The following is a 20,083-nucleotide window of genomic DNA, read 5'->3' on the forward strand; positions in this document are numbered from 1 at the left end:
GCCAGCCACCCGCGGTCACCGGTTCCGTGCCCACCTGGAGAGGATGCCATGACCCGTCGCCCGCGCATGATCGGCCTGAGGCAGATACCCGCCGCCACCATGCTGCTGGGCTCGCTGTGGCTGGCCGGTTGCGCCACCCAGACCAACCTGCCCGGGGGCAACGACAACGAGGCCTCCGATGCCTATACCCGACTGGGCGTCGCCTACCTCGAGCGCGACAACCTCCCCCGCGCCATGAATGCCCTGGACCGCGCCCTGCAGATCGATCCCCGGGATGCCGAGGCCCTGCAGGCCATGGCCATGGTCCACCAGCGCCAGGGCGAGGCCGGGCTCGCCGACGAGACCTTCCGGCGCGCCCTCGAGGCCGCCCCCTCGTTAACCCGGGCACGCAACAACTACGCCGCATTCCTGTATGATCGTGGCCGCCTCGATGAGGCCTGCGAGCAGCTCGAGCAGGCCTCCCGCGATACCCAGTACGACAACCGGGCGCAGCTGTTCGCCAACCTCGGGCAGTGCCGGCTCGAGATGGGCGACGTCGCGGCCGCCCGCGAGAGCCTGGCCCGCGCCCAGGCCATCGCGCCGCGCCGCCCGCGCAGCTACCTGCTGACGGCCGAGCTCGAGTACGCCCAGGGCAACCTCGAGCGCGCCGAGCAGCAGCTCGAGACCTACATGCGCCTGGCCGGCCCGCGGGCCGAGGCCCTGCGCCTGGCCCGCGACATCGCCCGGGATCGCGGCGACCCGGCCACCGCCAGCTTCTATGCCGACCAGCTGGAGTGATCCCGTGCCGGGCCCTGACCACCGTTTTCTGACGAAGGATGCTCAGCCATGAGCGACATTCACACCGATGATGCCGCCGAGACCGCGCCACGCCAGGCCTCCCCGGGCGAGATGCTGCGTCGCGAGCGCGAGGCCCAGGGCCTCGACCGCGAGGAGGTCGCCGCCGCCCTGAACCTGCGCCCGGCGGTGATCCAGGGGCTGGAGGGCGACAGCTACGAGGAGGTGCCGGTGGCCGCCTATCGCCGCGGCTACCTGCGCAGCTATGCCCACCTGCTCGGCATCGACGACCGCCCCGTCCTGGAGGCCTACAAGGCACGCTTTGGCAGCCAGGAGACCGAGCACCGCATCACCCCGGTGCAGGTCACCCGGCCGCCTTCGAAGCTCGGCGCCTGGCTGTTCCGCCTGGTCACCGTGCTGGTGGTCGCCGGCCTGATCGGCCTGACGCTGATGTGGTGGCAGAGCCGCGGCGGCAGCCAGCCACCCGCCCCCGGCGACAGCGGGCCGGTGTCGGTGGATAGCCTGGATGGCAGCACCACCATCACCGAGGACGATACCAGCGGCGATGCCTCCCTGCCGCCACTGCCCGAGGAGGAGAGCGACCTCGGCCTGGTCGAGGACGCCCCCGCCGTGGACGCGCCGGACGATGCCGAAACACCGGCGCCGGCCGCCGACGAGGCCGCCGAAGTGCCGTCACCGACCGAGGACGAGAGCGCTGCCGACGACACCGCCGCCAGCGATGACGAGGCGGTCACGGAGGCCGAGCCAGACACCACCGCCGAGGCGGCCCCCGAGACCGGGAGCCCCGCCGAGGCGCCGGCCGCCGACAGGCGGGTGCTGGAGCTGACCTTCAACGAGCAGTCCTGGACCGAGATCTTCGACGCCAGCAACGAGCGCGTCTTCGTTGGCCTCCAGGAACCCGGCACCACGGCACGCGTCGAAGGCGAACCACCGTTCCGCCTGACCGTGGGCAACGCCACCGGCGTCGAGCTGGTCTGGCAAGGCGAGCCCGTGGACCTCGCGGCCCGCGCCGGCGCCAACAACGTCGCCCGCTTCACCCTGGGAGAATGATTCCGTCACCATGCACGCACAATCCCCCATCGTTCGTCGCAAGTCGCGCCAGATCCATGTCGGCAAGGTGCCGGTCGGGGGCGATGCCCCCATCTCCGTCCAGAGCATGACCAACACCGACACCCTGGACGTGGCCGCCACCGTGGCGCAGATCCGCCAGCTCGAGGCCGCCGGCGCCGACATCGTGCGCGTCTCGGTCCCCGACATGGACGCCGCGGAGGCCTTCGGCCGCATCAAGCGCGAGGTCGAGGTCCCGCTGGTCGCCGATATCCACTTCGACTACAAGATCGCCCTGCGCGTCGCCGAGCTCGGCGTCGACTGCCTGCGCATCAACCCCGGCAACATCGGCAGGGAAGAGCGCGTGCGCGCCGTGGTCTCGGCCGCCCGCGACAACGGCATCCCGATCCGCATCGGCGTCAACGCCGGCTCGCTGGAGAAGGACCTGCAGAAGAAGTACGGCGAGCCCACCCCCGCGGCCCTGGTCGAGTCGGCGATGCGCCATATCGACCACCTGGATCGCCTCGACTTTCCCGACTTCAAGGTCAGCGTCAAGGCCTCCGACGTCTTCATGGCGGTGGCCGCCTACCGCGACCTGGCCACGCGTATCGAGCAGCCGCTGCACCTCGGCATCACCGAGGCCGGCGGGCTGCGCTCGGGGACCGTCAAGTCCTCCATCGGGCTGGGCATGCTGCTGATGGACGGCATCGGCGACACCATCCGCGTGTCGCTGGCCGCCGACCCGGTCGAGGAGATCAAGGTCGGCTACGACATGCTCAAGAGCCTGCGCCTGCGCAGCAAGGGCATCAACTTCATCGCCTGCCCGAGCTGCTCGCGCCAGAACTTCGACGTCATCGGCACCATGAACGCCCTCGAGGAGCGCCTGGAGGACGTCATGACGCCGCTTGACGTCTCGGTGATCGGCTGCGTGGTCAACGGCCCCGGCGAGGCGAAGGAGAGCGATATCGGCCTCACCGGCGGCAGCCCCGCCAACCTCGTCTACATCGACGGCAAGCCGGCGAGCAAGCTGCGCAACGACCACCTGGTCGACGACCTGGAGCGGCTGATTCGCGACAAGGTGCGCGAGAAGCAGCAGGCCGAACAGGATGTCATCGCCCGGGACGCCTGACCCTCGGGTGGCCTCCGGCGAGCAGACAAGGAGCAAGCATTGAGCAAGTCCCAAGACAGTCAGAAAGAACCAGGCAAGAAGAAGATCCAGGCCATCCGCGGCATGAACGACCTGCTGCCGGACCAGTCGGCGCTCTGGCAGTACGTCGAGGGCCAGGTCCAGGCGCTGATGCGCCGCTATGGTTACGCCGAGATCCGCACGCCCATCGTCGAGCAGACGGCGCTCTTCAAGCGCTCCATCGGCGAGGTCACCGACATCGTCGAGAAGGAGATGTACACCTTCGACGACCGCAACGGCGACAGCCTGACCCTGCGCCCCGAGGGCACGGCGAGCTGCGTGCGCGCCGCCATGGAGCACGGCCTGCTGCACAACCAGACCCAGCGCCTCTGGTACCAGGGCCCCATGTTCCGCCACGAGCGTCCCCAGAAGGGACGCTACCGCCAGTTCCACCAGGTGGGCGTGGAGGCCTTCGGCCTCGAGGGGCCGGACATCGATGCCGAGACGATCCTGCTCTCGGCCCGCCTGTGGAAGGCCCTGGGGCTCCACGAGCACGTCACCCTGGAGCTCAACTCCCTGGGCTCCTCCGAGGCGCGTGCCGCCTACCGCGACACCCTGGTGGCCTACTTCGAGCAGCACCACGCCCTGCTCGACGAGGACTCCCGCCGGCGCCTGACCAGCAACCCGATGCGCATCCTCGACTCCAAGAACCCCGACATGGCCGAGATGCTCGATGGTGCGCCGCGGCTGATGGACCACCTGGACGACGCCTCCCGCGCGCACTTCGAGCAGCTCTGCGCGCTGCTCGACTCTGCCGGCATCGACTACGTGATCAACCCGCGGCTGGTACGCGGCCTGGACTACTACGGCCGCACCGTCTTCGAGTGGACCACCACGGCGCTGGGCAGCCAGGGCACGGTGTGCGCCGGCGGCCGCTATGACGGCCTGGTGGAGCAGCTCGGCGGCAAGCCGACCCCGGCGGTGGGCTTCGCCATGGGCCTCGAGCGGCTGGTACTGCTGCTCGACACCCTGGAACTGCTGCCCGACACCGCTCGCGACGAGCTGGACGTCTACCTGCTGCCCATGGGCGAGGCGGCCACGTCCGCCGCCCTGCTGCTCGGCGAGCGCCTGCGCGAGGCGCTGCCCGAGCTGCGCCTGCAGCTGCACTGCGGCGGCGGCAGCTTCAAGAGCCGCATCAAGAAGGCCGACCGCAGCGGCGCCCGCCTGGCCCTGCTGCTCGGCGAGGACGAGCTGGCAGAGGGCAGCGTGACCCTGAAGTTCCTGCGCGAGGAGCGCGAGCAGCAGCGCCTCCCCCAGGCCGGGCTCGCCGAGACCCTGACAACCCTGCTGGAAGGCGAATCCTTCGCCTGACGGCCACCTGCATCAGAGGAGACCGCCCGTGGCGGAGCTGAGAACCGAGGAAGAACAGCTTGAGGCCATCAAGCGCTGGTGGAAGGAGAACGGTACCTCACTGATCGCCGGCGTGGTCATTGCCGCGGCCGGCGTGTTCGGCTGGAACGCCTGGCAGGACTACCAGGCGGGCAAGGCCGAGGCCGCCTCCATGCGCTACCAGCAGCTGCTCGACCTCACCGGCCGGGACGACCTGGACGATGATGCCCGACAGCGGGCCGACGAGCTGGTCGGCGAGATCACCGACGAGCACGGCAAGACCCTCTATGCCGACCTGGCACGGCTGCTCGACGCCCGCCTGGCCGTCGATGCGGGTGACCGGGAGCGTGCCCGGACCGCCCTCGCGGCGGTGATCGAGAACAGCGAACGCGACTACCTCGAGGGCCTGGCGCGCCTGCGCCTGGCCCGCCTGCAGCTCGCCGAGGGCAGTGCCGAGACAGCCCTGACCACCCTGGAGGGCGTGCCCGAGGCCCTGGCGGCCCAGCGCGCCGAGGTGCGCGGCGATGCCCAGCATGCCCTGGGGCGCGCCGACCGGGCCCGTGAGGCCTGGCGCGAGGCCCTGACCCTCGCCGAGCAACGTGACCAGCCGCTGTACGGCGTCCAGCTCAAGCTGGACGACCTCGGCGCCGAGGAGGCCACTCTATGAGACCGACCCTGCTGATTGCCGCCACCGCCGCCCTGGCCCTGCTGGCCGGCTGTGCCGGCAAGGCCGAGCCCGAGTATGCCCCGCGGGAACTCACCTCCCTGGAGGCCACCACCGAGCTGGAGACCCTGTGGCGCGAGCGCGTTGGCGACGGGCTGGGCGACGCCGGCTACCCGGTGGCGCCAACCCAGGACGGTGACACCCTGTTCGCCGCCGATGGCCGTGGCCTGGTGGAGGCGCTCGACGCCGACAGCGGCGAGACCCGCTGGGAGGTGGAGCTCGATACGCCGGTCTCCAGCGGCCTGACCGCCGTGGCCGGCAGCCTCTTCCTGGCCACCCGCAACGGCGAGGTGCTCTCCCTGGACCAGGCCGACGGCGAGATCCAGTGGCGTGCGCGGGTCACCAGCGAGGTGCTGGCCGCGCCCCAGGCCAACCAGCAGCTGCTGGTGGTGCAGGCCGTCGATGGCCGCGTCACCGCCCTGGACCGTCAGAGCGGCGACGAACGCTGGGTCTACAGCGGCCCGCGCCCCTCGCTGACCCTGCGCGGCACCGGTACCCCCACGGTGATCGACCCGGTCACCTTCGCCGGCTTCGCCAACGGCCGGCTGGTGACGCTGGACAACCTCAGCGGCCAGCCGCTCTGGGAGCGCCGCATCGCCATTCCCCAGGGGCGCAGCGAGATCGACCGGCTGGTCGACCTGGCCGGCCAGCCCGTCCTCACCCAGGACGGCCGGCTCTTCGTGACCAGCTACAACGGCCGCCTGGCCGCCCTCGATGCCCCCTCCGGCGAGGTGCAGTGGTCGCAGGAGCTCTCCAGCTACCACACCCCGATCCTGGTGGGCGACTTCCTGTTCGTGGTCGACGAGGCCAGCCACGTCATTGCCGTGGACGCCGGCACCGGCAACGAGATCTGGCGCAACGAGGCCCTCGAGGGACGTTCGCTCACCGCGCCGGCCTATGCCACCGACCACCTGGTGGTGGGCGACGTCGAGGGCTATCTGCACCTGATCGATGCCCGCGAGGGCGAGATCGTCGGCCGCACCCGCGTCGACGGCTCGGGGATCGGCGTGCGCCCGCTCACCGACCGCCGGCGCATCTACGCGCTGGCCAACGACGGCACCCTGGAAGCCCTGGAGCTTCGCCCATGACGCCGGTGATCGCCCTGGTCGGCCGCCCCAATGTCGGCAAGTCGACGCTCTTCAACCGCCTGACCCGCTCGCGGGACGCCCTGGTGGCAGACTTCCCGGGGCTGACCCGCGACCGCAAGTACGGCAACGGCATGCTCGGCGACAAGGCCTACACGGTGATCGATACCGGCGGCATCAGCGGTGACGAGGAGGGCATCGATGCGGCCATGGCCGAGCAGTCGCTGGTGGCCATCGACGAGGCCGACATCGTGCTCTTCCTGGTCGACGCCCGCGCCGGCCTCAACGTCGCCGACGAGGCCATCGCCAACCACCTGCGGGTCAACCAGAAGAAGACCTGGCTGGTGGTCAACAAGGTCGACGGCCTGGAGGAGCACAGCGCCATGGCCGACTTCTGGCAGCTGGGGCTCGGCGACCCGCACCCCATTGCCGCCTCCCATGGCCGCAATGTCACCGCCCTGATCGAGGAGGTGCTCGAGCCCTTTCCCGCGCGGGACGAGAGCATCCCCGCGGACACCGGCACCAAGGGCATCCGCATCGGCGTGATCGGCCGCCCCAACGTGGGCAAGTCGACCCTGGTCAACCGCCTGCTCGGCGAGGAGCGGGTGGTGGTCTTCGACGAGGCCGGCACCACCCGCGACGCCATCGAGATCCCCTTCGAGCGTCGCGGCAAGCCCTACGTGCTGGTCGACACTGCCGGGGTCAGGCGCCGCAAGAACGTCCGCGAGGTGGCCGAGAAGTTCTCGATCATCAAGACCCTGGAGGCGATCAAGGAGTGTCACGTGGCCATCGTGGTGCTCGACGCCCGCACCGGCCTCGTCGAACAGGACCTCCATCTGCTGGACTACGTACTGACCAGCGGGCGCGCCCTGGTGTTGGCGGTCAACAAGTGGGACGGCCTGGAGCACGAGGCCAAGGAGTCGATGCGCGCAGAGATCAAGCGTCGCCTGGGCTTCGCCGACTATGCCGACCTGCACTTCATCTCGGCGCTGCACGGCACCGGGGTGGGGGACCTCTACCCGTCGCTGGAGCGCGCCTTCGCCTCGGCCAACGCCCACTGGTCCACCAATCGCCTGACCACCATCCTCCAGGATGCCGTGGAGGCCCACCAGCCGCCGCTGGTGCGCGGGCGACGCATCAAGCTGCGCATGGCCCACCAGGGCGGCAGCAACCCGCCGATCATCGTCGTCCATGGCAACCAGACCGGCTCGCTACCCGAGGCCTACAAGCGCTACCTGACCAACACCTTCCGCAAGGTGCTCAAGGTGCGCGGCACCCCCATGCGCTTCGAGTTCCGGTCCGGCGAGAACCCCTACGACTCGCTGGCCGGCGCCAGCGACCGGGAGAAGGCCAAGAAGCGTGAACTGGGCCGCACCAAGGAGGCGCGCAGGAGCCGCCGCTGAGCCGCCCGGCCACTCCCCTTCATCTCCTCCGCGCCCGGCCGGTCATCATGACCCGCCGGGCGCTGTCGTCGAGCGCCGACAGTCTTGCTTCTGCCGCGGGCCGGTAGGGGCCCCGACGGCTTGACGTGGAGCGCCGCTGGCCCTGAAATACGCGCTTCGCTGCAATGCAGCACCGCTGCTCTCCCGGAGGTCTCCACACCATGCTCTCCCGCCGCCTGACGCGCCGCTGGCGCCTGCTCGCCCCGTTCTGCCTGGCTGCCCTGCTCGGCGGCTGCCTGGCGATTCCCCAGACCGGTCTCTTCGCCTTCCGCCTGGCCGTGACCTCGCTGGGGGTCGAGGAGGTGCGCATCGGCCCCTACGCCGTGGATGCCCGCCTCGACACCAGCGACCTCATGTCCCTGGCGATGTCGAGCCTCGGCGCCGGCAGCCTGCCCCTGCAGGCGACCCTCGCCATGGGGCTCGGCCTGCCCACCGGGATGCCCCCCGTGGAGATGGCAGGCTTCCGCTGGACCCTGGACATGCCCGGCGTGGAGCCGGTCAGTGGCGACTACGAGCAGGACGTGACCCTCACCTCGGGCGACGATGCCAGGCTGCGCCTGCCGGTGGCCTTCGACCTGCTGGGCGGCGGCCGCGAGCAGCTGGCTCCCATGGTGGAGCTGGCCAGCCAGCTGGCCCGCCAGGGCGAGCTGCCCGCCGGCAGCGAACTGGCGATCACCCCCGGGGACCTGCACGGCCTGGGCATGACCCTGCCCGCCGGCCTGCTCACCCCCACCATCCGCCTGGGCGTCGGCGAGGACGGTTCGCTGATTCCGCAGGGGTAAGATCGCCAAAGGACAAGAGGGGCGCCGGGGACAGGTCGTAGGGAAGTGGTAGAGCCTGTCGCCGGATCAGCCCCGCTCCCTGGACTCTACCTGACGTATCAGCTACTTCCCGTGCAGGCGGCGCCTGCCCACCCACTGGGTGGCGAACTGCCAGGCGCCGCGACCGCTGCGCCCGCCACGCAGGGTGGCGAAGCGGATCGCCTCGGCGCGGGCCTCGGCGTTCCAGTCCTCGCGGTGCCCCAACTGGGTGACCCAGTGACAGCACGCCTCCAGGTAGACGTCCTGGTTGAAGGGGTGGAAGCCCAGCCACAGGCCGAAGCGGTCGGAGAGCGAGATCTTCTCCTCCACGGCATCGCCGTGGTGGAGTTCGTCGCCCACCAGCCGCGAGCCCTCGTTGTCGCTCATCGACTCCGGCAGCAGGTGGCGGCGGTTGGAAGTGGCGTAGAGCAGCACGTTGGACGGCGGTCCGGTCAGGGCCCCGTCCAGCACGCTCTTCAGTGCCTTGTAGGCATCGTCGTGCCCCTCGAAGGAGAGGTCGTCGCAGTAGACGACGAAGCGCTGGCGCTGGTGGCGCAGCTGCTCCACCAGCATCGGCAGCGCCGAGAGGTCATGGCGGTCCACCTGCACCAGGCGCAGCCCCTCACCGGACAGGCTGTTGAGCAGGGCACGGATCAGCGACGACTTGCCGCTGCCTCGCGAGCCCCACAGCAGGGCGTGGTTGGCAGGATGGCCCTGCAGGAAGGCGCGGGTGTTGTCGACCAGCGCCAGCTTCTGGCGCTCGATGCCCAGCAGGTCGTCGAGTGCCAGGGCGTCGCGGGGCGGCACCGGCAGCAGCCGGCCCCCCAGGGCATGGCGCTGCCAGAGGGCGGCGACATCCCGCTCCCAGTCCACCTCCAGCGGGGCTGGCGGCAGCCAGTGTTCGACGTGATCCAGCAGCTTGAGCAAACGACGCGACAGCTCGGCGTCCATGGGCTTCCTCCGGGTGTGCATGTTTCGCGGTTGACCTCACCGGCGTTCGGGGTATCTTGTGGCGAACCTCGACGCCCCGTCCAGAGTCTCAGTGATCTGGAACCGACAGGAGCTCTCCATGCGCTGGACCCGTTTGCTTGCCGTAGGCGCCCTGAGCGTCAGCCTCGCCGCCTGCACCACCTCGCCCACCGGACGATCGCAACTGACCCTGATGTCCGACGAGCAGCTCGACCAGATGGGGGCCCAGGCCTTCGCCCAGTATCAGCAGGAGCTGCCGACGGTCGGCGGTGCGCCGCTGCGCTACGTGCAGTGCGTGACCGAGGCCGTGGTTCGTGCCCTGCCCGAGCGGGAGCGCAACCAGAACTGGCAGGTCAAGGTCTTCGAGTCCGAGGACGCCAACGCCTTCGCCCTCCCCGGCGGCTACGTGGGCATCAACACCGGCCTGCTCCAGGTCGCCCAGAACCAGGACCAGCTCGCCGCGGTGATCGGCCACGAGATCGCCCATGTGCTGGCCCGCCATGCCAACGAGCGCGCCTCCACCCAGACCGCCACCCAGCTCGGCCTCTCGGTGATCTCCTCCGCCTCCGGCATGCAGGGCGCCGGGGGCGAGACCATGATGGCGGCGCTGGGCATGGGCGCCCAGTACGGCATCCTGCTGCCCTTCTCGCGGCGCCACGAGAGCGAGGCCGACACCCTGGGCCTGACCCTGATGGCCGACGCCGGCTTTGACCCGCGGGCCAGCATCGCGCTGTGGAACAACATGGGGGCCGCCGGGGGCGGTGCCCGGCCACCGGCCTGGATGTCCACCCACCCCAGCCACGGCCAGCGCATCGGCGGCCTGGAAGCGGCCATGGGCGAGGCCATGGCCCGCTACGAGCGGGCGCGCAACGCCGGCCGCACGCCCAACTGCCCGCGCCCCTGACGGAAGACTCGACACCTATGCTGAAGCTCGGATTGCTGCTGCTGGTGGCGCCCATCCTGGTGTTGATGGGCGCCTACTTCATGGAACTGGGCGACGTGCGCGACTGCCTGCTCGTCCAGGAGGGACACTGGGACTACCGGTCGGGCGTCTGCCGCGACACCGCCCAGCCCTTCGTGCCCTGGATCGACCGCCACCCCTGGCTGGTCAACGGCGGCATGCTGACCTCGGTGGCCGGTGTGGCGCTGTGCATGGTCGGGCTCTACGTCAAGAGACGCTGAAGGCTCCACGTCAAGAGAGGCTGAGCGACTGCCTTAGGCTCTCCAGCACCGGGGCGGTATCGGGGCGCCTGCCGCGCCACTGGAAGAAGGACTCCGCCGCCTGCTCCACCAGCATGCCCAGGCCATCCACGGTGCGGGCGCCACACTCGGCGGCCCAGCGCAGGAAGACCGTGGGTTCGGCGCCGTACATCATGTCGTGGGCGGTGGCGCCCGGCGCGAAGAGGTCGTCGGGCAGCGGCGGCAGGTCACCCGCCAGGCTCGCGCTGGTGCCGTTGATCACCAGGTCATAGGGCCCTTCCACCACCTCGAAGCCGCCACCGGCGATCTCGCCCAGGTCGCGAAAGTCGGCGGCCAGGGCCTCGGCCTTCGCCGCCGTGCGATTGGCCACGAAGAGGCTCGCCGGCCCCTCGGCCAGCAGCGGCTCCAGCACGCCGCGCACCGCGCCACCGGCGCCCAGCACCAGGATCCGTGCCCCGGCCAGCGCCACGCCATGGCGCTCGAGGTCGCGCACCAGGCCGACCCCGTCGGTCGTATCGCCGTATGTCAGGCCGTTGCCCCCCAGGATCAGGGTGTTGACCGCCCCGGACCGGCGGGCGCGTTCGCTGAGGGTATCGCAGAGGCGGAAGGCCGCCTCCTTGAAGGGCACGGTGACGTTGGCCCCGCGGCCGCCCTCGGCCACGAAGCGCCGCCAGGCACCGGCGAAATCATCCAGCGGTGCCTCGATCGCGACGTACTCGATGTCATCACCGGTCTGGTCGGCGAAAGCGGCGTGGATGGCCGGCGACTTCGAGTGGCCGACCGGGTGGCCGAAGACGCAATAGCGATCGGTCATGCCTCGTTCTCCTCGTGCGGCTCGCCGAGCCAGTCGCGGGGCCGCAGGTAGTCGCGGTAGAGGGCCTCCTCGGGGCTGCCCGGCTCGGGGTGCCAGTCATACTCCCAGCGCGCCAGGGGCGGCAGCGACATCAGGATCGATTCGGTGCGCCCGCCGCTCTGCAGCCCGAACAGGGTGCCGCGGTCCCACACCAGGTTGAACTCCACGTAGCGCCCGCGGCGATAGAGCTGGAAGTCGCGCTCCCGCTCGCCGAAGTGTGTGTCGCGACGGCGCCGCACGATGGGCAGGTAGGCATCGAGGAAGGCGTCGCCCACGGCGCGCTGGAAGGCGAAGCACTGCGCGAAGCCGCCCTCGTTGAGGTCGTCGAAGAAGAGCCCGCCGACGCCGCGGGTCTCGTCGCGATGCTTCAGGTAGAAGTAGTCGTCGCACCAGGCCTTGTAGCGGGGGTAGACCTCCTCGCCAAAGGGGGCGCAGGCATCGCGCGCCACCCGGTGCCAGTGCACCACGTCCTCATGCACCGGGTAGTAGGGGGTCAGGTCGAAGCCGCCGCCGAACCACCAGACGGGGGCTTCCCCCGCCTTCTCGGCGATGATGAAGCGCACGTTGCCATGGCTGGTGGGCACATGGGGGTTCTCCGGGTGCAGCACCCAGGAGACCCCCACCGCATGGAAGCTGCGCCCGACGAGCTCCGGCCGTGCCGCGGTGGCCGAGGGCGGCAGGCGCTCGCCGAACACGTGGGAGAAGTTCACGCCGCCCTTCTCGAAGAGCCGGCCGTGCTCGATCACCCGTGAGCGGCCGCCGCCACCCTCGGGCCGGTCCCAGGCATCCTCGCGGAAGCGGCCGCCATCCTCGGCGGCCAGGGCCGCACAGAGGCGCTCCTGGAGGTCGAGCAGGTAGGTCTTGACGTCATCGAGATTGGCGTGGGCCAACGGGGCCTCCTGGGCTGGAAGAGGATGGGCGGGAACCGGGAGCGCGTCAGGAACGCAGCACCCGGCCGGTGACCAGGTCGCGGATGGTGCTGGGGCGCGCGAGGCCGCCCAGCGGGCCGTCCAGAACGGCATCGAGCTCATCGCCGAAGACGGCCCTGACCTGCTCGGCACTCATCGCCGCCGGCTCGCCGGCCCGGTTGGCGGACGTCGAGACCACCGGTCCGCCGAAGGCCTCGCACAGCGCCACGACCAGCGGATGGTCACTGACCCGCAGCGCCACCCGCTCATGGTTGCCGCGCACCAGGGGGCGGGCGCGGCCGTTGTCGGGCACCAGCCAGGTCGCGGGCCCCGGCCAGCTCGACGCCAGCGTCGCCCGCTGCTCCTCTGACACGCCCTCGAGCCAGGGGGCGGCCTGGTCGATGCTCGCCGCCACCAGGATCACGCCCTTGGCCGGGTCGCGCGCCTTGAGGCGCAGCAGGCGGGCCAGGGCCTGGTCGTCATCGGGGTCGCACCCCAGCCCCCAGACGGCCTCGGTGGGGTAGGCGATCACGCCTCCGGCCCGCAGGGCCGCCACGGCCTGCTCAAGTTCTCTGGCCTCGATCATGGGTCTCCTCGCCTGAGCTCGACATGCCGGATGACCGGCGTCAGGGGGCATATCCTATCACGCCCCCGGCCGAGTCGGCAGGCGCACCCAGCCGCCGGCGGCCTGGGTCACGGCGCCCTCGAGCTCCAGTTCGAGCAGGCCGCGCTGGCAGTCGGCGACGCCCCGGCCGGTCAGGGCCACCAGGGCATCCACCGGCGTGGGCGTGTCGCTCAACCAGCGCAGCAGCGAATCCTCCCCCGCCTCGGCCGGCTCGGGCCCGGGGGTCGATATGGGCGCGGTGGCCGCGGCCCACTGGCTGAGCTCGGCGAGGATGTCATCCAGGTCGCGGACCAGCACGGCGCCATCGCGGATGAGCTGCAGGCAGCCCCGGGCCATGGGGTTGTGGATCGAGCCGGGCAGGGCGAAGACCTCGCGATTCTGCTCGAGAGCCAGTCGGGCACTGACCAGCGAGCCGCTGCGCTCGGCGGCCTCCACCACCAGCACGCCAAGCGAGAGGCCGGTGACGATGCGGTTACGTCGCGGGAAGAAGCCGGCCCGTGCCGTGGTGCCCGGCGGATGCTCGGAGAGCAGCAGGCCGCCGCTCTCCTGCAGGCGCCGGTGAAGGCGATGGTTGCGCGGCGGATAGATCACATCCACCCCGCAACCGAGCACCGCCACGCTCGCCCCGCCGGCGTCGAGTGCCGCCTGCTGGGCGGCGGCATCGATGCCCAGTGCCATGCCGCTGACCACGCACCAGCCCCGTCCGGCCAGCTCCCGGGCGAAGCCGGCGGCATTGGTGAGCCCCTCGCGGGTCGGCCGCCGCGAGCCGACCATGGCCAGCCGCGGCGGGCCGAGGGCCCCGAGGTCGCCCAGCGCCCAGAGCACCGGCGGAGGGTCGGCAATCTGCCCGAGCAGCCTCGGCCAGGCCGGATGGTCGGGATGGATCAGGTGCCGGGCGGGCTCGGCCGCGAGCCACGCCTCGTCGGCGGAGAGCTCGGCGGCGAGTGGACTGCGGGCGGGGTGGTCGAGCCACAGCCGCAGGGGCATGGCCGCCTCGCGCGGCAGCACCGCCAGCCAGCCGTCCGGCCAGTCGGGCCGCGCCGCCACCAGTTCGGCCAGGCGCGCGGCGCCCATGCCGGGCAGCCGGGCGAGGGCCAGCCATTCCCGCGCCTGCACCGTCGTGTCTCGCCCTAGCGCAGCGCCGTATCCAGCAGCCGCTGCGGGCTGTGGATGCGATCGCCCACGGAGAGGGTGCGACTGGCCTGCATCACCAGGCCGTAGCTCATCTTCTCGTAGGGCCGGAAGACCATCACCAGGCCGGCATCCTCGCCGGGCAGGCGCAGCGCCTCGCCGGTGCGCGGGTCACTGACCAGCTCGCCGCGCTGCTCGACCATCAGCACATGGCCTGCCTCCAGGCCGTCGCGGCGGCCGCGGTCCAGCGCCACCACCTGCAGGCGGCCGATGAAGCGCACGCCACCGGGGACCGCCAGGATGCGCCCCTCGACCTCCCGGTCAGGGGCGCGGGGCAGGAACTCGGTGACCAGCCGGCGATCCTCCAGCGGCAGCACGATATCGTCGTTGCGCACCTCCTGGCTGGAAGAGGTCACCTCCAGTACCGCGATGTCCTCCTCCTGGCGCAGGCGGCGCGCCTGGCCGACGCTCTCCAGCTCGAGGCCGAGCAGTTCGCCGCTGGCGCTGTCGACATAGCGCTCGCCCACCCGGTAGATGCCGAAGCGACCACCGCCCTCGACCCGGCCGCGGGCATAGAGGCGGTCGCCGCCACCGCTGACCAGGCGGCCATCGTCCCCGGCGACCACATAGGCCAGCTCGTCCAGCGCCTCGGGGTCGTCGATGACGCGGTGCTCGCGCAGGAAGTGGCGCACGGCATCCAGGGGAATCGGCTCGATGGCCTCGCGGTGCGGGGTGGTGCGGACCTCGGGCGACAGCCGGACCATGCCCTGGCCACGCTCGAGGCCGAGACAGGGGCGTCCGTTGCAGTCGTAGAGGTAGACGACATCGCCGGGATAGATCAGGTGCGGGTTCTCGATCTGCGGATTGACCTGCCATACCTCGGGCCACTGCCAGGGGTGCTGCAGGAATCGGCCGGAGATGTCCCACAGGGTGTCCCCCCTGACCACCGTATAGCGATCCGGTGCATCGCCTCTCAGGCCATCCTCCCAGGAGAGTCCCTGAGCCTGGGCCAGCGTGGCGGCGAGGCCCAGGGCCCCACCCACCAGCAGGGTACCGACCCTCCCCTTCAGCCGCTGGCGCCACCCCGCTGCGCATCCTGTCTGTCTCATCCCTGCTCTCCCCCGCGTTGCTGGCCTCACGCCTGGCGCCATGGAACGACGACGACGTGGTATAGTCAGATACTATCGATGTGATGCACGCTCGGCGGTTTCGCCCCCGGGCGCGTACTTCTAGAATAGTGTCATCTTGTAAATGACAGCATAACGGTGATTCCAACGCCATGGCCAAATTACCTATCCTCGAATTTCCCGACGAGCGGCTGCGCACCATCGCGACGCCGGTCGAGACGGTAGACGACGAGGTGCGTCGGCTGGTCGACGACATGCTCGAGACCATGTACGACGCGCGCGGCATCGGACTGGCCGCTACCCAGGTGGACGTGCATCGCCGGGTCATCGTCATGGACGTCAGCGACGACCAGTCGCAGCCGCTGGTGCTGATCAACCCGGAATTCACGCCCATCGGCGACGAACGCGAGCCGATGCAGGAGGGCTGCCTGTCGATCCCGGAGTACTACGCCGAGGTCCCCCGTGCCCTGAAGGTACACCTCAAGGCGCTGGGTCGTGACGGCCAGCCCTACGAGATGGAGGCCGATGGCCTGCTCGCCCACTGCATCCAGCACGAGTACGATCACCTGGAGGGCGTGCTGTTCGTCGACTACCTCTCCGCGCTCAAGCGTGACCGGGTGATGAAGAAGATGCAGAAGCGCCACCGGCTGATGCAGCCCGCCTGACACCCGCCGAACCGGACCTCCCGGAGAAGGCCGACGCCGTTGCGTCGGCCTTCGTCGTTTCCGGCCAGCTCCGTTATCATGACGGGCATCGCCCACTGGCAAGGCCCTGAACATGTCCCGACCCCTGCGCGTCATCTTCGCCGGCACCCCCGACTTCGCCGCCGAGAGCCTGGCGGCGCTGCTGGCGAGCCGCCACGACGTCGTCGCCGTCTATACCCAGCCCGACCGCCCGGCCGGCCGCGGTCGCAGGCTGACCCCGAGCCCCGTGAAGGCCCTGGCGCAGGAGCATGGCCTGCCGGTCTTCCAGCCGTCGTCCCTGAAGGCGCCCGAGGTACAGGCCGAACTGGCGGGCCTTGAAGCCGACATCATGGTGGTGGTGGCCTACGGGCTGATCCTGCCCCGTGCCGTGCTCGAGATCCCGCCGCTGGGCTGTCTCAACGTCCACGCCTCGCTGCTGCCGCGCTGGCGCGGGGCCGCCCCCATCCAGCGGGCCATCGAGGCCGGCGACCAGGAGAGCGGGGTGACCATCATGCAGATGGACGCGGGGCTGGACACCGGCGACATGCTGCTGGTCAGGCACACCCCGATCGCCGCTACCACCACCGGCGGCGAGCTCCACGACCGCCTGGCGAGCCTGGGCGGCCAGGCGCTCGTCGAGGCGCTGGATGCGCTGGCCGGTCCGGGACTCGACGCCACGCCCCAGCCCGAAGCGGGGGTCACCTATGCCGCCAAGCTCTCCAAGGCCGAGGCGGAGCTCGACTTCCGCCGCCCGGCCATGGAGCTCGCCGCCCGGGTCCGCGCCTTCAACCCCTGGCCGGTGGCCTGGTGCGCCCTGGGCGACGACCGGCTACGCCTGCGGATGGCGCAGGCCGCCTCTCCCGACGCAGGCGAGGCCCCGATGCCACCCGGCACCCTGCGCGCCCATGGCCCCGATGCCCTGCGCATCGCCTGCGGCGAGGCCGGCGACCAGCTGCTCGAGGTAACCCGCGCCCAGCTGCCCGGCGGCAAGCCCCTGGCGGTGAGCGAGCTGCTCAAGGCCCGCGCCGAGCGCCTCGCGCCCGGTACCCGGCTGGGACACACCGATGAGGAGGCCACCCCATGAGTCAGGCAACCCCTGCGCCCCGCGACCGGGAAGGCAGTCGCGACAACGGCCTGGCCGTGCGGGCCGCCGCCGCCCGCGCCCTGGCTCCGGTGATCACCGGCAAGGGCTCCCTCACCGGCCTCGATGACCATCAGGTGGTGGCCCGCGACCGCGCCCTGTTCAAGGCGCTCTGCTTCGGCACCTGCCGCACCCTGCCACGCCTCGAGGCGTTGGCCGGCAAGCTGCTGGCCAAGCCGTTCAAGGCCCGCGACGCCGACGTCCAGGCCCTGCTGCTGCTCGGCATCCACCAGCTGCTCTACCTGCGCATTCCGGCCCACGCCGCCGTGGGCGAGACCGCCGGCGCCGCGCGCCTGCTCGGCAAGGAGTGGGCCACCCGGGTCCTCAACGGCTGCCTGCGTCGCCTGCAGCGCGAGAGCGCCGAGCTCCAGGCCGAGGTCGACCGCGACCCGGCCGTGGCACTGCTGCATCCCCGCTGGTGGCTCAAGGCCCTGCGCCAGGCCTGGCCCGATGACTGGCGCGCCATCTGCGAGGCCAACAACACCCCGGGGCCCATGACGCTGCGGATCAACCGCCGCCATGGCGACCGCGAGATGTACCTGGACCGCCTCGCCGCGGCGGGCATCCCGGCTCGCCTCTGTGCGCATGCCCCGGACGGCCTGACCCTCGAGACGCCCCGCGACGTCGAGACACTGCCCGGCTTCACCGCAGGCCATGTCAGCGTCCAGGACGAGTCGGCCCAGCTCGCCGCCGTGCTGCTCGGCCCGTCGCTGGCCCCGCGGCCCGGCGCCCGGGTGCTGGACGCCTGCTGCGCCCCCGGCGGCAAGACCGCCCACCTGCTGGAACTCTTCGACATCGACCTGCAGGCCATCGACAGCGATGCCGGCCGCCTGGCCCGGGTCGAGGATACCCTGGCGCGCCTGGGGCTTTCCGCGACCCTGGCCGAGGGCGACGCCACCACCCGCGACTGGTGGGACGGCACGCCCTTCGACGCCATCCTGCTCGATGCCCCCTGCTCCGGCAGCGGCGTGATCCGCCGCCACCCCGACATCAAGCGGCTGCGCCGCCCCTCGGACATCCCCAGGCTGGCCGAGCTCCAGGGCCGGCTGCTCGACAACCTCTGGCCGCTGCTGCGCCCCGGCGGCACCCTGCTCTACGCCACCTGCTCGGTGCTGCCCGAGGAGAACGCCGAGCAGATCGAGCGCTTCCTCGCCCGCACCCCGGAGGCGGTGGCGACCACCCCGGCCGACATGGCCTGGGGCCGCGCCTCGGGTGCCGGACGGCAATTGCTGCCACAGCCGGACAGCCACGACGGCTTCTTCTATGCCAGACTGGAGAGGCACCCCGCCTGAGGGCGGGTGGTCCGTTCCCTGACACTGGAGGTCCCATGAGCCACCACACCTACAAGCACATCGAGCTGACGGGCTCCTCGGAGAAGGACATCGAGGACGCCATCCAGAGTGCGCTGACCAAGGCGGCCGAGAGCCTGCATGGCATGCGCTGGTTCGAGGTCGTGGACACCCGCGGCCATATCGAGCACGGGCGGGTCGCCCACTGGCAGGTCACCATCAAGGTCGGCTTCACCCTTGACTGAGCCACGACGCGGCCTGTTCTTCTCACGGCGGCTGGTTTAGGCTTGCCTCGTCATGTTGCGGCGCACAAGGTGCGCCGCACTCGGTACCCCTCGGCCTGACCGGAGCGGACGGCAACGACCATGAAGATCATCATCCTCGGCGCCGGCCAGGTCGGCGGCACCCTGGCCGAGCACCTGGCCCGGGAGGAGAACGACATCACCGTGGTGGACACCGACGGCGAGCGCCTGCGCGAGCTGCATACCCGCCTGGACATCCGCACGGTCTCCGGGGCGGGCTCCTACCCCATGGTGCTTCGCCAGGCCGGCTGCGAGGACGCCGACATGCTGATCGCGGTGACCAACTCCGACGAGGTCAACATGATCGCCTGCCAGGTGGCCCACACCCTGTTCCGCACGCCGACCAAGATCGCCCGGGTACGCGCCACCGCCTACCTGACCCGCAAGGGCCTGTTCGCCCACGAGGCGGTGCCCATCGACGTGCTGATCAGCCCCGAGCAGGTGGTCACGGACCATATCCGCCGGCTGATCGAGCATCCCGGCGCCCTGCAGGTGCTGGAGTTCGCCGGCGGCCTGGTGCAGCTGGTGGCGGTAAAGGCCATCTACGGCGGGCCGCTGGTCGGCCAGGAGCTGGGCTTCCTGCGCCGCCACATGCCCAGCGTGGACACCCGGGTGGCGGCCATCTACCGCCAGAACCGGCCGATCATCCCCCGCGGCGACACCGTGATCGAGGCCGACGACGAGGTGTTCTTCATCGCCGCCCGCCGCGACATCCGCGCGGTGATGAGCGAGCTGCGCCGCCTCGACCGCGACTTCCGCCGGGTGATGATCGCCGGCGGCGGCAATATCGGCGAGCGCCTGGCCGAACACCTGGAGCACAGCCACCAGGTCAAGATCATCGAGCACAACCTCGAGCGCTGCACCCAACTCTCCGAACGGCTCGACCGCACCGTGGTGCTGCACGGCAGCGCCACCGCCAAGCGGCTGCTGGAGGAGGAGAACATCGAGGACTGCGACATCTTCTGCGCGCTGACCAACGACGACGAGGTCAACATCATGTCGTCGATGCTGGCCAAGCGCATGGGTGCCAAGAAGGTGCTGACGCTGATCAACAATGCCGCCTACGTGGACCTGGTGCAGGGCGGCGAGATCGATATCGCCATCTCCCCCCAGCAGGCCACCATCGGCAGCCTGCTGACCCACGTGCGGCGCGGCGACATCGTCAACGTCCACTCGCTGCGCCGCGGCGCGGCCGAGGCCATCGAGGCCATCGCCCACGGCGACACCCAATCGTCCCGGGTGGTGGGCCGCGCCATCGGCGAGATCGACCTGCCCCAGGGCACCACCATCGGCGCCGTGGTGCGCGGCAAGGAGGTGCTGATCGCCCATGACGACGTGGTGGTGGAGTCCGGCGACCACGTCATCCTGTTCGTGATCGACAAGCGCCGGCTGCGCGACGTGGAGCGGCTCTTCCAGGTCGGGCTGACGTTCTTCTGATGGCACGGTC

At 70.9% G+C, this 20,083-nt stretch carries 21 protein-coding genes; 15 read left to right on the top strand and 6 right to left on the bottom strand.

Features of this window, described 5'->3' with window-relative positions; genetic code table 11:
* The first annotated feature begins 48 nt into the window (after positions 1–48).
* The 8 genes from pilW to DFP85_RS13925 all read left to right on the top strand — a co-directional run bounded on the left by pilW (position 49) and on the right by DFP85_RS13925 (position 8,390).
* Positions 49–777, top strand: a complete 729-nt coding sequence (gene pilW / locus DFP85_RS13890; protein WP_133636978.1) for a type IV pilus biogenesis/stability protein PilW — start codon at positions 49–51, stop codon at positions 775–777.
* A 48-nt stretch (positions 778–825) separates the two neighbouring features.
* Positions 826–1,845, top strand: a complete 1,020-nt coding sequence (locus tag DFP85_RS13895) for a RodZ domain-containing protein (RefSeq protein WP_133636980.1) — start codon at positions 826–828, stop codon at positions 1,843–1,845.
* A gap of 10 nt (positions 1,846–1,855) precedes the next feature.
* Positions 1,856–2,971, top strand: coding sequence for a flavodoxin-dependent (E)-4-hydroxy-3-methylbut-2-enyl-diphosphate synthase (ispG, locus tag DFP85_RS13900; protein WP_133636982.1), 1,116 nt, complete (start codon positions 1,856–1,858; stop codon positions 2,969–2,971).
* A 39-nt stretch (positions 2,972–3,010) separates the two neighbouring features.
* Entirely contained in the window at positions 3,011–4,339 is a 1,329-nt protein-coding gene (gene hisS, locus DFP85_RS13905) for a histidine--tRNA ligase (protein ID WP_279512943.1), read from the top strand.
* Positions 4,340–4,367: 28 nt separating this feature from the next.
* Positions 4,368–5,024, top strand: coding sequence for a YfgM family protein (locus DFP85_RS13910; protein WP_133636984.1), 657 nt, complete (start codon positions 4,368–4,370; stop codon positions 5,022–5,024).
* Positions 5,021–6,169 carry an outer membrane protein assembly factor BamB gene (gene bamB, locus DFP85_RS13915; protein WP_133636986.1) on the top strand — a complete coding sequence of 383 codons (1,149 nt, stop codon included), beginning with the start codon at positions 5,021–5,023 and terminating at the stop codon, positions 6,167–6,169. Before DFP85_RS13910 ends, bamB begins: the two co-directional genes overlap by 4 nt.
* On the top strand, positions 6,166–7,569 hold the full coding sequence (der, locus tag DFP85_RS13920; protein WP_133636988.1) for a ribosome biogenesis GTPase Der: 1,404 nt from the start codon (positions 6,166–6,168) through the stop codon (positions 7,567–7,569). The genes bamB and der overlap by 4 nt, the downstream gene beginning before the upstream one ends.
* 200 nt (positions 7,570–7,769) lie before the next feature.
* Positions 7,770–8,390, top strand: a complete 621-nt coding sequence (locus DFP85_RS13925) for a hypothetical protein (protein WP_133636990.1) — start codon at positions 7,770–7,772, stop codon at positions 8,388–8,390.
* 102 nt (positions 8,391–8,492) lie between these two features.
* Here DFP85_RS13925 and DFP85_RS13930 read toward each other — a convergent pair whose 3' ends face one another.
* Positions 8,493–9,359: an ATP-binding protein gene (locus tag DFP85_RS13930; RefSeq protein WP_133636992.1), complete on the bottom strand. Its 867-nt coding sequence runs from the start codon at positions 9,357–9,359 to the stop codon at positions 8,493–8,495.
* A gap of 118 nt (positions 9,360–9,477) precedes the next feature.
* On the opposite strand from DFP85_RS13930, the gene DFP85_RS13935 reads away from it, so the two are divergent.
* Both DFP85_RS13935 and DFP85_RS13940 read left to right on the top strand, forming a co-directional pair.
* Positions 9,478–10,281 (top strand): M48 family metallopeptidase, encoded by an 804-nt coding sequence (locus DFP85_RS13935; RefSeq protein WP_133636994.1) that lies wholly within the window; start codon positions 9,478–9,480, stop codon positions 10,279–10,281.
* Between the two features lie 17 nt (positions 10,282–10,298).
* On the top strand, positions 10,299–10,559 hold the full coding sequence (locus DFP85_RS13940) for a hypothetical protein (protein WP_133637000.1): 261 nt from the start codon (positions 10,299–10,301) through the stop codon (positions 10,557–10,559).
* Between the two features lie 10 nt (positions 10,560–10,569).
* Here the strand turns inward: DFP85_RS13940 and aroE are convergent, their stop codons facing one another.
* The 5 genes from aroE to DFP85_RS13965 are packed head-to-tail and all read right to left on the bottom strand — an operon-like array spanning position 10,570 to position 15,203.
* The gene (gene aroE / locus DFP85_RS13945) at positions 10,570–11,391 is read right to left on the bottom strand and encodes a shikimate dehydrogenase (RefSeq protein WP_133637002.1); all 822 of its coding nucleotides are present in this window, start codon (positions 11,389–11,391) and stop codon (positions 10,570–10,572) included.
* Positions 11,388–12,320, bottom strand: coding sequence for an oxygen-dependent coproporphyrinogen oxidase (gene hemF / locus DFP85_RS13950; RefSeq protein ID WP_133637004.1), 933 nt, complete (start codon positions 12,318–12,320; stop codon positions 11,388–11,390). The genes aroE and hemF overlap by 4 nt, the downstream gene beginning before the upstream one ends.
* Before the next feature lie 46 nt (positions 12,321–12,366).
* Positions 12,367–12,924, bottom strand: a complete 558-nt coding sequence (tsaC, locus tag DFP85_RS13955; protein ID WP_133637006.1) for an L-threonylcarbamoyladenylate synthase type 1 TsaC — start codon at positions 12,922–12,924, stop codon at positions 12,367–12,369.
* Positions 12,925–12,981: 57 nt separating this feature from the next.
* Positions 12,982–14,079, bottom strand: coding sequence for a DNA-processing protein DprA (gene dprA / locus DFP85_RS13960; RefSeq protein ID WP_166644646.1), 1,098 nt, complete (start codon positions 14,077–14,079; stop codon positions 12,982–12,984).
* A gap of 14 nt (positions 14,080–14,093) precedes the next feature.
* Positions 14,094–15,203 carry a LysM peptidoglycan-binding domain-containing protein gene (locus DFP85_RS13965; protein WP_133637008.1) on the bottom strand — a complete coding sequence of 370 codons (1,110 nt, stop codon included), beginning with the start codon at positions 15,201–15,203 and terminating at the stop codon, positions 14,094–14,096.
* 170 nt (positions 15,204–15,373) lie between these two features.
* Between DFP85_RS13965 and def the strand changes: the two genes are divergently transcribed.
* The 5 genes from def to trkA all read left to right on the top strand — a co-directional run bounded on the left by def (position 15,374) and on the right by trkA (position 20,073).
* Positions 15,374–15,886 (top strand): peptide deformylase, encoded by a 513-nt coding sequence (gene def / locus DFP85_RS13970; protein WP_133637010.1) that lies wholly within the window; start codon positions 15,374–15,376, stop codon positions 15,884–15,886.
* A gap of 112 nt (positions 15,887–15,998) precedes the next feature.
* The gene (fmt, locus tag DFP85_RS13975) at positions 15,999–16,988 is read left to right on the top strand and encodes a methionyl-tRNA formyltransferase (protein ID WP_133637012.1); all 990 of its coding nucleotides are present in this window, start codon (positions 15,999–16,001) and stop codon (positions 16,986–16,988) included.
* Complete coding sequence (gene rsmB / locus DFP85_RS13980; RefSeq protein WP_133637014.1) at positions 16,985–18,337, top strand: 16S rRNA (cytosine(967)-C(5))-methyltransferase RsmB; 1,353 nt, start codon at positions 16,985–16,987, stop codon at positions 18,335–18,337. The genes fmt and rsmB overlap by 4 nt, the downstream gene beginning before the upstream one ends.
* 35 nt (positions 18,338–18,372) lie before the next feature.
* On the top strand, positions 18,373–18,579 hold the full coding sequence (locus tag DFP85_RS13985) for a dodecin (RefSeq protein WP_133637016.1): 207 nt from the start codon (positions 18,373–18,375) through the stop codon (positions 18,577–18,579).
* 120 nt (positions 18,580–18,699) lie between these two features.
* Positions 18,700–20,073 (top strand): Trk system potassium transporter TrkA, encoded by a 1,374-nt coding sequence (trkA, locus tag DFP85_RS13990; RefSeq protein WP_133637018.1) that lies wholly within the window; start codon positions 18,700–18,702, stop codon positions 20,071–20,073.
* The last annotated feature ends 10 nt before the right edge of the window (positions 20,074–20,083 follow it).

The organism is Halomonas ventosae (genome assembly GCF_004363555.1).
GTDB classification, from domain to species: Bacteria; Pseudomonadota; Gammaproteobacteria; order Pseudomonadales; family Halomonadaceae; genus Halomonas; species Halomonas ventosae.

Excerpts from the sequence above, each read along its gene's own strand:
- DFP85_RS13930 (WP_133636992.1), bottom strand. The coding sequence starts at position 9,359 with ATGGACGCCGAGCTGTCGCGTCGTTTGCTCAAGCTGCTGGATCACGTC.
- DFP85_RS13925 (WP_133636990.1), top strand. The coding sequence starts at position 7,770 with ATGCTCTCCCGCCGCCTGACGCGCCGCTGGCGCCTGCTCGCCCCGTTC.
- trkA (WP_133637018.1), top strand. The coding sequence starts at position 18,700 with ATGAAGATCATCATCCTCGGCGCCGGCCAGGTCGGCGGCACCCTGGCC.
- DFP85_RS13940 (WP_133637000.1), top strand. The coding sequence starts at position 10,299 with ATGCTGAAGCTCGGATTGCTGCTGCTGGTGGCGCCCATCCTGGTGTTG.
- der (WP_133636988.1), top strand. The coding sequence starts at position 6,166 with ATGACGCCGGTGATCGCCCTGGTCGGCCGCCCCAATGTCGGCAAGTCG.
- def (WP_133637010.1), top strand. The coding sequence starts at position 15,374 with ATGGCCAAATTACCTATCCTCGAATTTCCCGACGAGCGGCTGCGCACC.
- tsaC (WP_133637006.1), bottom strand. The coding sequence starts at position 12,924 with ATGATCGAGGCCAGAGAACTTGAGCAGGCCGTGGCGGCCCTGCGGGCC.
- DFP85_RS13985 (WP_133637016.1), top strand. The coding sequence starts at position 18,373 with ATGAGCCACCACACCTACAAGCACATCGAGCTGACGGGCTCCTCGGAG.
- rsmB (WP_133637014.1), top strand. The coding sequence starts at position 16,985 with ATGAGTCAGGCAACCCCTGCGCCCCGCGACCGGGAAGGCAGTCGCGAC.
- DFP85_RS13895 (WP_133636980.1), top strand. The coding sequence starts at position 826 with ATGAGCGACATTCACACCGATGATGCCGCCGAGACCGCGCCACGCCAG.
- fmt (WP_133637012.1), top strand. The coding sequence starts at position 15,999 with ATGTCCCGACCCCTGCGCGTCATCTTCGCCGGCACCCCCGACTTCGCC.
- aroE (WP_133637002.1), bottom strand. The coding sequence starts at position 11,391 with ATGACCGATCGCTATTGCGTCTTCGGCCACCCGGTCGGCCACTCGAAG.
- DFP85_RS13935 (WP_133636994.1), top strand. The coding sequence starts at position 9,478 with ATGCGCTGGACCCGTTTGCTTGCCGTAGGCGCCCTGAGCGTCAGCCTC.
- pilW (WP_133636978.1), top strand. The coding sequence starts at position 49 with ATGACCCGTCGCCCGCGCATGATCGGCCTGAGGCAGATACCCGCCGCC.
- bamB (WP_133636986.1), top strand. The coding sequence starts at position 5,021 with ATGAGACCGACCCTGCTGATTGCCGCCACCGCCGCCCTGGCCCTGCTG.
- DFP85_RS13965 (WP_133637008.1), bottom strand. The coding sequence starts at position 15,203 with ATGAGACAGACAGGATGCGCAGCGGGGTGGCGCCAGCGGCTGAAGGGG.
- ispG (WP_133636982.1), top strand. The coding sequence starts at position 1,856 with ATGCACGCACAATCCCCCATCGTTCGTCGCAAGTCGCGCCAGATCCAT.